A 12,682-nucleotide genomic window follows, 5' to 3' on the forward strand; every position below is an offset into this window, starting at 1 on the left:
ACGTGTCGAAGCTGGATGAAGTAATCGGGAAAGCCGCAGCTTGTGCTGATGAAGTAATGCATGAATGGCTGGAAAAAAAATCAGTGACTTCGACCCGACGGGAGATACCGCAAATTCATCTGTCGCTCGAAGAACAACGCACACTTCAGGCTGGTCTGGCATCGCTGGACGTGACCGATAGCGCCTCGGGTATCCGCCACATGCCGATCCTGGGGCGTTTGCTGGAAAGTGTCCTGTGCACCGAGAAAATCCAGCAGCTACGCAATTTTCCACAGGCCCGTGAAGTGGCGATGATCGTCAGGGGGCTGCCGCTGGACCCGCAACTGCCCGCCACGCCCTATGACCTGGAGCCGGGTATCGAGAACTTGTCGATTCTGGCCGGGGCTATTTTGTCCGTGCTGCAAACTCTGCAAACCCGTCCGCTGGCGTACGAGGGTGAAAGCAACGACACAGTGTTCCGTCACGTATCGCCCAAGCACAAGCGAGAGACCGAAAAGAGCTCCTATGGCTCGCGCGCGGATTTGGACATGCATGTCGACAACCCTCACCTGCCTTTGACCTGCGAACCGGTCTCGCAGTTGTCGGCCTGTCCGGAGTACCTGTCCCTGACCGGCCTGCGCTGCGAGCTCGACGTGCCGACGCGCATCGTCGCCATTGACGAGGTGCTGGCCATCCTGCCGGCCTACGTCGAAGAAGAATTGTCACGACCGAACTTCACCGTTCGCCGACCGGCCTCCTTCGGCAAACAGGGGAATGTGCTGGAAAATGTCCCCTTGCTGTACAGAAGCGCAACCGATGGCCTTTATTGCCGCTACAACAAAGCGAGTGTCGAAGCGACCTGCGCCAATGCGCAGTTTGCCCTCCAACTGTTCGCCGCCGCCGCCAATCATCCCGATGTCGTGCACCCCGTAATGCTGCAACCAGGGGACATGCTGATCTTCAAGAACCAGCAAACCCTGCATGCCCGGGATGGTTTTACACCCCGCTACGACGGCCGTGATCGCTGGATGTTGCGTGTCTTCGGGGTCAATGATCCGGCACGCGTGTTACCGCTGGACCCTCATCAACCCTACATAGTCAGAGCCTGATTTCATGGTCGACATTGTCATCCTTTGCGTGTTCGCCTTCGCCGCCGGCCTGATCGATGCGGCGGTGGGCGGCGGCGGACTGATCCAGATTCCCGCGCTGTTCAACGTGCTACCCACCGCTCAACCGGCGGCGCTGCTAGGTACCAATAAGGTCGCGGCCGCCTGCGGCACCGCATTCGCGGCCCGGTCCTTCGTGCGCAAGGTGGTGATCGACTGGGGTCTTGTGATCCCCGCCGCCTGCGCGGCCTTTGTCATGGCCTTCTTCGGAGCCGCCACGGTGTCGTTCGTACCCCAGTCGATGATCCGGCCGGCGGTGCTGGTGTTGATTGTACTGATGGCGATCTACACCTTCTGGAAAAAAGATTTCGGCGCCCTGCACAAACCCATGCGCATCGGCACCAAGGAAAAACTGCTGGCGATCGTCATCGGCGGCGCCATCGGTTTCTACGATGGTTTGTTCGGTCCCGGCACTGGCAGCTTCCTGATCTTCCTGTTTATCCGCTGCTTCGCCTTCGACTTTCTTCATGCCTCGGCATCGGCCAAGCTAGTGAACATCGCGACCAACGTAGCGGCACTGATATTCTTCATTCCCACGGGTAACGTGCTCTACCTGATCGCAATCCCCATGGCGGCATTCAACATCCTGGGCGCGCTCACGGGCACCTGGCTGGCGGTTCATAAAGGCGTGCCCTTTGTCCGGGCTCTATTCCTGGTGTTACTGGTGATTCTGATCAGCAAACTGTCCTACGACCTGTTCCTGTAAACCAGAGGAAAACTACATGCATCCCATGTTCGATCGCCTCGTGGCCCTACTCGATGCCCACTCAGCCTCCTACCGGGTGTTGATGCACGACGCCGAGGGCCAGTCTGCGCGCGTTGCCGAAATCCGTGGCACCGAGCCCGGCCAAGGCGCGAAGGCCATGCTTTGCGCCCTCAAGGGTCAGGCCGGACCCTATGCACTGGTGATACTGCCGGGCGACCAGAAGCTGGACATGAAGAAAGTCGGAGCGGCCCTGGGCGGGAAAAAGGCCGAGCTGGTGAAGGCCGAAACCGCCATGGAACTGACCGGGTGCCGGATCGGCGCCATCCCTCCTTTTGTTTTCGATGAGCGGATTCAATTGATCGTCGATCCAGCCTTGACCACAGGCTACGCCGAAATAGCCTTCAACGCGGGGCGGCTGGATGCGTCGATGGTGCTCGATACGCAGGATTATCTGGCGATTGCCATGCCTCGATTGCTGGATATCAGCCAGGCCTGAGCAGACGTTTTCACTAGACAATGTCTACCGGGCTGACCGGTTACTACGGGTAGAAAGCGATAGACCTCGAGAGTCCGCTTTTGGCCGATTTCTGCCTGTCGCGAAGGGCCGCAATCGCCCAAAAGTGGACGGCCACAAATAAAAAAAGCGCTATCGTCAGACACCTCACGATTGTGTTCGGACTTAAGAAAAGTCTTTCCCTGATCCGCGCCTGTTTGCGCAAAACCCTCAAGCCTAAAGTTCGTCCTGCCAGCAACATCACACTTACTTTAGGAAATCTCATTATGAAAACGGCAATGATCATCGTCGCACTCTTGGGCTTCAGCTCTGTGGTAGCGGCACAGGACGGTACTGCAAAGACTAAACCTGTTGAGCAATATGGATACGGCACCCACCTTGATGTCGCGAAGGTCATCTCTGAAGACCCGGTGCCGGATGTTTGCGCAGTCGTGCCGACGCACATGACCTACCAGGATTCACAAGGCAAACAGCACGTACTGGCCTATAGCGTCATGGGCCGTTGCAGCCAGGGATAAGCAACCTGTTCGCCAATCATTGCGCCTCGAAGCGTGTTCATCGAGGCACAAATACCTTTTTGCCCTGCGGCATTTCAATCGATAAGTTCTTTGGCCGTGGCCGCCAGTTGACTGCCAACCCGATCTTTCAGCGCTTCAATAAACCGGGTGATTTTTGCATCGACAAACTGCCGGGAGGTATAGACGGCGTACACGTTGCGCTCATAGGTATGGTAGTCAGGCAAAATCCGCACGAGCTTGCCGGAACGCAAATCGTCGACGGCCGTGAACCCGGCCAGCAAGCCAATCCCCGCCCCCTCTCGAATGGCATGTGCCATCGCATCCATATCGTTGACGCTGAAACTTGGCCCTGTCGGGACAAATGTCGCGTCCCCTGCCTTGCTCTTCAGCTGCCACTCATCCCGCACATAGTCAACGGTACCCAATAGCAGACACTGGTGATCGCGCAGATCTTCAGGCGTCTCGGGGGCCGCATTCCGAGCCAGGTAGTCTGGCGACGCCACCAGCACACAATGGCTGACACCGATCTTTTGGCTGACATACGCCGAATCGGGTAACGCTCGGGCGATCAGAATCGAGACGTCCAGTTGGTCTTCCAACAGGTTAGGCATGCGTTGCGAGAGCAATAAATCCACGGTCACTTCCGGGAATTGCTGGCGGTATTCCAGCACGGCCCCGGTGACCAGATGCCGGGCCAGTCCGGGGACGCAATGCACCCTCAGTGTTCCCCGAGGCTCCAGCGCGGCATTGCTGGCTTCGGCTTCGGCACTCTCCAGATCAGCCAGAATTTTCGTGCAGCGCTCATAGAACCGTCGCCCCGCATCGGTGACCGAGAGGCGTCGGGTCGAGCGTTGCAACAGGCGCGCATCGAGCACGTTTTCAAGCGCGGAGACAGCACGCGATACGTTACCGACCGTTGAGTCCAGATGATTGGCCACGGCCGTGAAACTGCCCATCTCGACAACCTTTATGTACACCGACATGTTCGAAAGCTTATCCATCGCGACCTTCCTGTAGATCTGATGCTCACCCGTGATAACGCGCATTTTTTCCGGATGCTACACGTTCGGCCCGCGGCTCGATATTACCTCTGGCGACAACAATGATTCCCTTTGGCCCGTCTAAATCAATGGCCCCTCCTTCCATAGACTGGGTTGCACAGGCCGCCTGAACAGGCGCCGGGTTTCATCTGAATCTCCGACAACCAACTGAAGGGCACATCATGAAGACTTCTTACGACCCGCTTTATCTTTTCATCGGTGGTGAATGGATCAGTGCCGAAGGGCGCGATACTGCCGCCGTCGTTAACCCGGCAACCGGCCGGGAAATCGGACGCGTCCCACTCGCCACCGCGGGCGACCTTGATCATGCCCTTGAAGTGACTCGCCTGAGCTTCGAGCAGTGGCGCCAGACCGTGCCTGACCAACGCGCCAAGATCCTCAAGCGTGCCGCCGACCTGATCCTCGAACGTGCACCGCAGATTGCCGCGCAGATGACCCTGGAGGAAGGCAAACCGCTGAAAGAAAGCCTGGATGAAGTGACCCGTGCGGCGGAGTATTTCGAATGGTTCGCCGAAAGCGCACGGCGTATCGATGGCCGTGTGGTCCCGTCCAACCGGCTAGGCGTATTGCAACTGGTCAAACGCCAGGCCATCGGCCCAGTGGCCGCATTCACACCATGGAATTTCCCGGCCATCACCCCGGCACGCAAGCTCTCGGCAGCACTTGCCGCGGGTTGCAGCGTCATTCTCAAACCCGGTGAAGAAAGCCCTTCCACAGCGCTGGCCCTGGCGCGTGCACTCGACAATGCAGGATTGCCCAAGGGTGTGCTGCAAGTGGTCTTCGGCGTACCGGACCAAGTGTCCAGCCATCTGATCGCCTCACCGATCATTCGCAAAGTGACCTTCACCGGTTCGGTGCCCATCGGTCGTCTGCTGTCTGCACGAGCTGCTGAAGGCGTGAAGCCCATCACCCTTGAACTGGGTGGGCACGGACCGGTGCTGGTATTCGAAGATGCCGACATTGAAAAAGCCGCCGTCGAAGGTGTCGCGAACCGGTTTCGCGGCACCGGGCAGGTGTGCATTTCATCCACTCGGTTTCTGATCCAGCGTCGCGCCTATCAAGCCTTTGTCGATCACTTTGTCGCTGCGACCCAAGCGCTGAGAATCGGCGACGGCCTGCATCCGGACACACAGGTCGGACCGTTGGCCAACCCAAGGCAGCTGGCAAAAATGGAAGAACTGGTCGCCGATGCCGTCGAGAAAGGTGCACGGGTATTGGTCGGTGGCGAAGCCTTGTCAGGCGAAGGCTACTTCTTCCAGCCCACCGTTCTCGCGGATGTGCCGATGAACGCCCGCGTCATGCACGAAGAACCCTTCGGTCCCATCGCCGTACTGATGCCGTTCGATGAGCTAGCCGATGGACTGCAAGAAGCCAACCGCCTGCCCTACGGACTCTCGGCCTACGCGTTCACCTCCAGCGCGCGCACGGCCATTGATGTCGCTGATGGATTAGAGGCCGGGATGATTGGGATCAACCAATACCGCATCGTCGCAACCGAGCTCCCGTTCGGCGGCATGAAAGAAAGCGGTCACGGCTCCGAAGGCGGCATTGAAGGCATCGAGCACTATCTCACCCACAAATTCATCAGCCAGGTTTAAGGAACTCGCCATGTCCAAGCTCAATTTCAAAAGTCCTCGGGAAGCCGCGCGCGCGTTCACGCACCTGTCTTTTTACGTGGGCTTCCCTGGCGCCATCACCGCATCGGCTATGGCCAATGCCACGTTTAGCGAAACGGAGGACAACTGAATGAAAGCCATCAACATCAAAGAGTTTGGTCTGCCAGACGTCCTGGAACTAGTAGAGGTCGCCAATCCTGAAGTCCGTCCTGACGACCTGCTGGTGCGTGTCTATGCCGCCGGGGTGAACCGTGCGGACCTGACTCACCGGACCGGTGGGTACGGCCATCCGAACTTCGGTGACTCGCTGATCATCGGCCTGGAAATCGCCGGCGAAGTGATCGGCAAAGGGAGCGCGGTGACAGGGTTCGAGGTGGGAGATCGAGTCATGGGCGTGGTCGGCGGCGGTGCCTACGCCGAGTTGGCCCGCATCGACTACCGCATGGCCATGCACATCCCCGCGCAGCTTGACTATGTACACGCGGCAGCCATTCCCGAGGTCTTCGTCACGGCCCATGAAGCAATGATGCATCTGGCTCGGCTCAAGGCTGGCGATTCAGTGTTGATTCACGCGGCCGCTGGCGGCGTCGGCTCTGCCGCTGTGCAGTTGGCTTACGCCACCGGCGCCACGGTGTATGCGACAACCGAAGGAAGCAAGTTGGCGCGTGTCGAGCATCTGGGGGCTGACGTGGCGATCGACTACAAGACCCAGGATTTCGCTAAAGTGATCGCCGACAAAACCCAGGGTCGCGGCGTCGATGTGATCATCGACTTTATCGGACAGCCCTACTTCGCCCGCAATATTGCGTCCCTTGCACGGGGCGGTCGCTTGGTTCAGGTGGGGATTCTCGCCGGTGGCGGAAACGTCACGGTGGCGCTGGAGGACATTCTTTACCGCCACTTGCAAATCATCGGTACGGTCATGAAGTCGCGCACGCAGCCGGAGAAGCACGCGATGATCAAGCGTTTCCGCGAGCACTGGCTTGATCGCTTTGAGGGTGCCGGAAACCTTGAGCCGGTTGTCGACAGCACGTTTGCGCTCTCAAGGGCTGCCGATGCTCACCGCCGGATGGAATCTTCCCAGAACGTCGGGAAAATCATTTTGACGATGCGACCTGAAGACTTGCTTTAAGTATGAATTCTCAGGACCGGCAACGCCGCCGCTTCAGCGAGCGAATGTATGACGGCAATTCAACAGCAGCTGTCGGTTAGCATTTGGCGAGCGGCCTCGGCGCGTTGTGTTCGTCGCCCGCTTACGGTTTACGCTCAATTGGCAGGACACCGCTTACCAACCAAAACCGCAGCGTTTTTAGAAGGTAGCCCGCCCGGTTGGTCCAGCAACCGGGCTGGCCTGTTTGTTTAGAGGATATTCAACGGATATTCGGTAATCAGGCGCGTCTGCACCAGGTGCCCCCCGGTGGATGCATCGCCATCGTGCAAAGCCTCGCGCAGCCGGAAGGACAGTTTTTTGGCCGGGCCGCTCTGTACTACGTATTTCACTTCGGCGTCGGTTTCGTGTTCCTGGTCGTTGGCACCATAGAACCCGGTGTAGGCCGAATTGCCGGGAGTGTGCGTTCCGTCGATGCCGGAACCGCGGATATGACGGGCCATGAAGCTCAGGCCAGGGACGCCAAAGGTGCTCATGTCCAAGTCATAGCGCATCTGCCAGGACCTCTCGCCGGGGCCGTTGAAGTCGGAGTACTGCACCGAGTCAGCGAGGTTGATTGAGTTTCCGTAGCGGCCGGCACCGACGCCGGCGTTGGTCCCTCCAAAACCGACATAGTCGAATGGTTCGTCACCATTAACCTTCTGTCCGGCCAGGGTGAAGGTTTGCGCACCCACGGTGTAGGCCGCCGCCAGCGAGGCTGCAGTGGTGTCGATGGTCCCGGCCTTGGCGCTGCCGTCGTCCAGTGTGCGGTAGAGGTTGAAGTCCAGTGCGACGGATTGGTCAGTCGTCAGTGGGTGAACAAGGTTCAAGTTGACGTAGTACTGATTCCAGACGTCTTCCAGGTGCGCTCCGTACAGCGACGCGGTGAACTCCTTGCTGAACTGGTACTTGCCCCCCGCGAAGCTGGCCGACGGTGCCGCCACACCGGCATAGCTGGCAAGAATGTCGCCGCTGCGCGAGGTGGTGGTGTTTCCGGTACCTGAGGTGAAATGGCCGGCCTCCAGGTTCAGGCCGGTGATCTCATGGCTGTCGACCTGGAAGCCCGATGCAGTCTGCGGCATCAGGTAGTTATCGGCAGTGGCTAGCACTGGCGCCGTGGGCTGCAAGTCGCCGATCTTGAGCGTGGTGTTGGAAACACGGAACTTGATGTCACCACCGGCCTTCGCATAGCCTCGATCCGGATTGCCATTGGCGTCGGATGGAATGGTTGGGCCACCGGCACGGTCGGTGTTCCCGTCGATACGCAACGCCAGGTCGGCGAACGCGTCGATGCCGATGCCAACAGTGCCTTGGGTGAAGCCCGAACTGTAGGTCGCCATCAGCGCCTGGCTCCAGTCACGGGTATGGTTGCCGCTGCCGTTCTGGTTCCAGAACACGTTGCGGTTGAGAATGCTTAAACTGCTGTCCGCGACAAAACCCTTGGAGTCGGACTGATCGCTTGCGTAGCTGATGGCCGGCAAGGCAAATGCCAGTGCCACGGCCAAGGTGTTGAGTTGAAGTAGCGGTTGGCGTTTTTTCATTATTAGCTCCAATGCACGAGTTCGTGTTGGAGCATTAGGGCAACAGCCCAGGCCATCAACAAATGAAACTGAATGAATATTTTGATATCAGACCTGGCTCCCAGACAGGCCGTAGTGTCACTCGAAAGCGGCTGCTTTTAGCCGCTTACTGCCCGTCATTCCTGACTACTTTTTTGGGTGAGTACCATCCCTCCCCCGTAATTAACCCATCCGCGAGCGAGACTTGGATATTCCTAATCCCATCTAAAGACAAACGCTCAGTGCACCAGGCCTCAGCCTCTCCTTTGAAAAGCCTAAGCTACAGCCCATGTGAAACGAGTGTGCTACCCAGCTCTGGGATGCGGATCAAATTCTCAATATCACCACCGAAGTGCTTTAAGAGCAGTCCGTTACGAACGTGCACGATGTAACCCTGACCACCCGCCATTACGATCACATGAAAAGTTGATTCCACTTCCAACACGCAGTTGAAGCGGCAGGACCCGGTGAGCCAGCAAATCGAGATCATTTTTTTGGGACGTACCCTGGGCTGTGACTTTCGGGCTCACCGGGATCAGTCTCCGGCAGATCATCACGACGCACCCACTCCCCCAGATCGAACGCCTGATAAAGCTGGAAGCAGGCTGCATGAGCGTCCTTATCGGCAAAGAAGTGAATCAGGGGCCGTCCACACGCCCCCCCCAAACCCATTCAGCGATAAACCGGATAACGCCGGCACAGTGCGACAACCTGTTCGCGCACGTGGTGGCCGACCTTGTCACTGTCGCCATATTCCAGGGCGTCGAGTACGTCGCACAACCACCCTGCCACTTGCTCGCAGGCCTCGACATCGAAGCCCCGCGTCGTCACCGCCGGGCTGCCGATGCGCAAGCCGGAGGTCACGAAGGGTGAGCGTGGGTCATTCGGCACCGAGTTTTTATTCGCGGTGATGTAGGCGCTGTTCAATGCCGCATCGGCGTCCTTGCCGGTGTAGGGCTTGTCGGACAGATCGATCAGCATCATGTGGTTGTCGGTTCCGCCCGAGACGATCTTGTAGCCGCGCTTTTGCAGCACCGCCGCCATGGCGCGGGCGTTGATCACCACTTGGGTCTGGTAGACGCGGAACTCGGGCGTCAGCGCCTCCTTGAACGCCACGGCCTTGGCTGCAATCTGGTGCATAAGCGGGCCGCCCTGCACGCCGGGAAACACTGCCGAATCGAGTTTCTTGTAGAAGGCTTCGTCCTGGCCCTTCGACAGAATCAAACCGCCCCGTGGGCCGCGCAGGGTTTTGTGCGTGGTGCTGGTGACTACATGCGCATGGGGCAGCGGGTCCGGGTATTCGCCGGCGGCGACCAACCCGGCGACGTGGGCCATGTCGACCCAGAATATGGCGCCGACCTTGTCGGCGATGGTGCGCATGCGTGCCCAGTCCTTGTAACGCGAGTACGCCGAGAAGCCGCCGATCAACATTTTCGGGCGCGTCTGCAGGGCAATTCGTTCCATCTCGTCGTAGTCGAGAAAACCGGTTTTCGGGTCCAGCCCGTAGGGCACGATCTTGTAATGCCGGCCCGAAAAAGTTCGCCGGGTTACCGTGGGTCAGGTGGCCGCCCTGGGCCAGGTTCATGCCCATCACCGTGTCACCGGGGTTGATCAACGCGAGGAACACCGCCGCGTTGGCCTGCGCACCCGCGTGAGGCTGCACGTTGGCGTAGTCGCAGTTGAACAGGGTCTTGACCCGCTCAATCGCCAGCCGCTCGGCCACATCGACGTATTCACAACCACTGTAGTAGCGCTTGCCGGGATAGCCCTCGGCGTACTTGTTGGTGAGTAGCGTGCTCTGGGTCTGCATGACCAGCGGGCTGGCGTAGTTCTCCGACGCGATCAGCTCAATGTGGTCTTTCTGGCGATGCGCTTCGTTATGAATCGCCTCACGCAGTTCAGGGTCGAAAGCATCCAGGGTGAGCGTTGAGTCGTACATGGTGGGGGCGTCCTCGGTTAACAAATTCAAACAGCGGGCGACAGCAGGCGAATGACACGTGCGGCGATCTCGTCGATCTGTGTGTCATCGCAGATCAGTGCGGGCAACAGGCGCACGGTGGTGCCACGGGTGACGGTGATCAGCAGGCGTTGTTCTTCACGCGCGCGCGTCGACCAGCTCGCCGCACGGACGGTTGAGTTCGACGCCGACCATCAAGCCGATACCACGAATGGCCACCACCTCGGGATGGTTGCCCAGCGCCAGCTTGAGCGCGGCCAGCAGGCGTCGGCCGCTGGCGGCGGCAATTTCCGGGTTGGCGTGCCCCAGGCTCGTCACGGCCACGCCGGCGATGGCATCCAGGTATTCAACGCCATCGGTGTCCCACAGGCGGGCGCCCAGGCCTCGGCTGAACGAGACCGGCTGACGGGACGAGGTGTGCATCAGGTAAGCGGGTGCAGCGGACATTGCAGGCCTCCTATAGAGATCAATCAACGTTAAGGGGCGAGCGCCGGCAACTCGTCGTCGTTTCGCGGTCTAGCGTCGGCCGTGGGCCAGTAATAGGCATCGGGCATGGCGCGGGCACCGAAGATGGCTTGGCCGACGCGTACCACGGTTGCACCCTCTTCAATGGCAATTTCAAAGTCGCCCGACATGCCCATCGACAACTCCTGCAGCGACGCGCCCTCGGGCACCTGTGCGAGCAAGCGGTCGCGCAATTCACGCAACCGCACGGTGGCCGGGTCACGCCCGACGCGGTGGCAAGCATCGATGATGCGTTGCTGCACAGCGGCGAGGTTGCGACGAAAGTCCTCGACGCTTACCGCCTGCGGATAGCGACCATGATCGGCATGGAGCGTGGTGAGGTGTTGGGCTTGCCCAGTCATCAGCGGGTCGCTCCGTTGGTGGTCACCGCAGTGGTTTTTTCACGACGTGGCAGTTGCCCATTGAGTACCGCATAAGCCGCGAGGCCGATGAGCAAGCCCCAGAACGCGCCGCCAATGCCAAGCAAGGTGATGTTGGCGGCGCACGCCAGAAAGGTGATCAGAGAGGCTTCACGGGATTTGACGTCCGCCATGGCATTGGCCAGGCTGCCGCCGATGGTGCCGAGCAGCGCCAGCCCGGCCAGGGTGGTAATGAACGTCGCCGGAAAGGCCATGAACACCGCCGCCAGGGTTACGCCAAAAATCCCCACCAGGATGTAGAACACCCCTGCCGCTACCCCGGCGATCCAGCGTTTGGAAGGGTCTTCGGACGCTTCCTTGCCGGTGCAGATCGCCGCCGTGATTGCCGCGATATTGAACGCATGGGAGCCGAACGGCGCCATCAGCAGCGAACCCAGCCCGGTCACGCTGAGAATCGGGTTGGCGCTGGTCTTGAAGCCGTCATTGCGCAGCACCAGCATGCCCGGCATGTACTGCCCCGTGAGGGTAATCAAAAAGAGCGGCAACGCCACGCTCAGCAACGCATTGAGCGAGAACTCGGGCCGCGTGAATACCGGTGTGGCGAACTCCAGCGCCAGTCCGGAAAAATCCACTCGCCCCTGCATCAGCAAAAAGCCCAGCCCCAGCACCAGAATGCCGACCACCGCGTAGCGTGCGCTCAAGCGTTTGAACACGATGTAGGCGCCGATCAGCAGCCCCACCAACAGCGGGTCGACCGTCATGCTCGCGAATGCACCGATGCCGAACTGCAAGAGAATGCCGCCCAGCAGGCCCGCCGCAACGCCAGGCGGGATCAGGCGCACAGCCCTTTCAAAATAGCCGGATACCCCCAGCAGCACGAACGCTGCCGCTGAAATCAAATACGCACCAATCGCCTCGGCGTAGGGCGTGGTCGCCAGGGCAACGATCAAGAACGCCGCCGCCGGGGTCGACCAGGCGGTGATGATCGGCTCGCGGCTCGCCCAACTGAGGAACAACCCGGTCACACCGACGCCAATCGACACCGACCAGACCCACGACGCCGTCAGCTCAGGGCTGAGGCCGGCAACCTTGGCGGCCTGGAACACTAGAATGAAGGTGCCGCCGTAATTGACGATCACCGAAATCAGCCCGGCAACCACCGGGTGCAGCACATCCCGCAGACGCAGGGACGACTGGGATTGAGTAGAGGGCATAAGTCTTGGCTCCTTGCTGGACAATGGATCAGGCCGTGGCCAGGCGGTCATTTATAGCCGTTGAATGGTGGGGGTTGCCCCTACGCTTGTGCGCAGCAGACCAGACCACTTTTTCGCGCAGGGGCGGTTACCCATGTGCGCGTGCGAAGTCAGCCATAAAGTCAGTCAGCGCCTCGACTGCGGTTAACGAGACGGCGTTGTAGAGGCTGGCGCGCATCACACACCAGCGGCGCTGTCGGGCGGGCCACGTCCATGAACACGCGGGAGCGATGGCTGATCTCCATCACCGACATACCGGTGCCGGCAAAAAAAATTCTTCGTGTGCCTGGGCGAGCACTTCCAGCGGAACCGCCGTGGGGCC

12 protein-coding genes and 1 pseudogene are annotated in these 12,682 nt (G+C 59.7%); 7 read left to right on the forward strand and 6 right to left on the reverse strand.

All coding sequences use genetic code 11. The annotated features are described in order from the left end of the window. The first annotated feature begins 2 nt into the window (after nt 1-2). The 4 genes from HDC32_RS07240 to HDC32_RS07255 all read left to right on the forward strand — a co-directional run bounded on the left by HDC32_RS07240 (nt 3) and on the right by HDC32_RS07255 (nt 2,883). On the forward strand, nt 3-1,088 hold the full coding sequence (locus HDC32_RS07240; RefSeq protein WP_131699808.1) for a TauD/TfdA family dioxygenase: 1,086 nt from the start codon (nt 3-5) through the stop codon (nt 1,086-1,088). 4 nt (nt 1,089-1,092) lie between these two features. After that, on the forward strand, nt 1,093-1,851 hold the full coding sequence (locus HDC32_RS07245; RefSeq protein WP_027603982.1) for a sulfite exporter TauE/SafE family protein: 759 nt from the start codon (nt 1,093-1,095) through the stop codon (nt 1,849-1,851). Nucleotides 1,852-1,867: 16 nt separating this feature from the next. Next, nucleotides 1,868-2,347: a YbaK/prolyl-tRNA synthetase associated domain-containing protein gene (locus HDC32_RS07250; protein ID WP_131699809.1), complete on the forward strand. Its 480-nt coding sequence runs from the start codon at nt 1,868-1,870 to the stop codon at nt 2,345-2,347. Between the two features lie 284 nt (nt 2,348-2,631). Further along, the gene (locus HDC32_RS07255; RefSeq protein ID WP_167657003.1) at nt 2,632-2,883 is read left to right on the forward strand and encodes a DUF2790 domain-containing protein; all 252 of its coding nucleotides are present in this window, start codon (nt 2,632-2,634) and stop codon (nt 2,881-2,883) included. Between the two features lie 74 nt (nt 2,884-2,957). Here HDC32_RS07255 and HDC32_RS07260 read toward each other — a convergent pair whose 3' ends face one another. Further along, nucleotides 2,958-3,884 (reverse strand): LysR family transcriptional regulator, encoded by a 927-nt coding sequence (locus HDC32_RS07260; protein ID WP_131699811.1) that lies wholly within the window; start codon nt 3,882-3,884, stop codon nt 2,958-2,960. Nucleotides 3,885-4,105: 221 nt separating this feature from the next. On the opposite strand from HDC32_RS07260, the gene HDC32_RS07265 reads away from it, so the two are divergent. From HDC32_RS07265 to HDC32_RS07275, 3 genes are read left to right on the forward strand one after another with little or no spacing between them, the layout of a single operon-like run. Beyond that, on the forward strand, nt 4,106-5,542 hold the full coding sequence (locus HDC32_RS07265; protein WP_131699812.1) for an NAD-dependent succinate-semialdehyde dehydrogenase: 1,437 nt from the start codon (nt 4,106-4,108) through the stop codon (nt 5,540-5,542). 10 nt (nt 5,543-5,552) lie between these two features. After that, nucleotides 5,553-5,690, forward strand: coding sequence for a hypothetical protein (locus tag HDC32_RS07270; RefSeq protein ID WP_260403579.1), 138 nt, complete (start codon nt 5,553-5,555; stop codon nt 5,688-5,690). After that, complete coding sequence (locus HDC32_RS07275; protein WP_184743212.1) at nt 5,691-6,692, forward strand: NAD(P)H-quinone oxidoreductase; 1,002 nt, start codon at nt 5,691-5,693, stop codon at nt 6,690-6,692. 227 nt (nt 6,693-6,919) lie between these two features. On the opposite strand, the gene HDC32_RS07280 is transcribed toward HDC32_RS07275, so the two are convergent. The 5 genes and pseudogenes from HDC32_RS07280 to HDC32_RS07300 form a co-directional block, all read right to left on the reverse strand. Beyond that, nucleotides 6,920-8,248: an OprD family porin gene (locus HDC32_RS07280; RefSeq protein ID WP_131699814.1), complete on the reverse strand. Its 1,329-nt coding sequence runs from the start codon at nt 8,246-8,248 to the stop codon at nt 6,920-6,922. A gap of 690 nt (nt 8,249-8,938) precedes the next feature. After that, a pseudogene (glyA, locus tag HDC32_RS07285) lies at nt 8,939-10,205 on the reverse strand (serine hydroxymethyltransferase). 156 nt (nt 10,206-10,361) lie between these two features. Further along, nucleotides 10,362-10,670: an aminotransferase class III-fold pyridoxal phosphate-dependent enzyme gene (locus HDC32_RS07290; protein ID WP_237683208.1), complete on the reverse strand. Its 309-nt coding sequence runs from the start codon at nt 10,668-10,670 to the stop codon at nt 10,362-10,364. A 29-nt stretch (nt 10,671-10,699) separates the two neighbouring features. Beyond that, complete coding sequence (locus HDC32_RS07295) at nt 10,700-11,089, reverse strand: hypothetical protein (protein ID WP_184743215.1); 390 nt, start codon at nt 11,087-11,089, stop codon at nt 10,700-10,702. Beyond that, nucleotides 11,089-12,321 (reverse strand): benzoate/H(+) symporter BenE family transporter, encoded by a 1,233-nt coding sequence (locus tag HDC32_RS07300; protein ID WP_184743218.1) that lies wholly within the window; start codon nt 12,319-12,321, stop codon nt 11,089-11,091. Before HDC32_RS07300 ends, HDC32_RS07295 begins: the two co-directional genes overlap by 1 nt. Nucleotides 12,322-12,682: the final 361 nt, after the last annotated feature.

The organism is Pseudomonas sp. JAI120 (assembly GCF_014207255.1).
In the GTDB taxonomy this organism is placed as follows: domain Bacteria; phylum Pseudomonadota; class Gammaproteobacteria; order Pseudomonadales; family Pseudomonadaceae; genus Aquipseudomonas.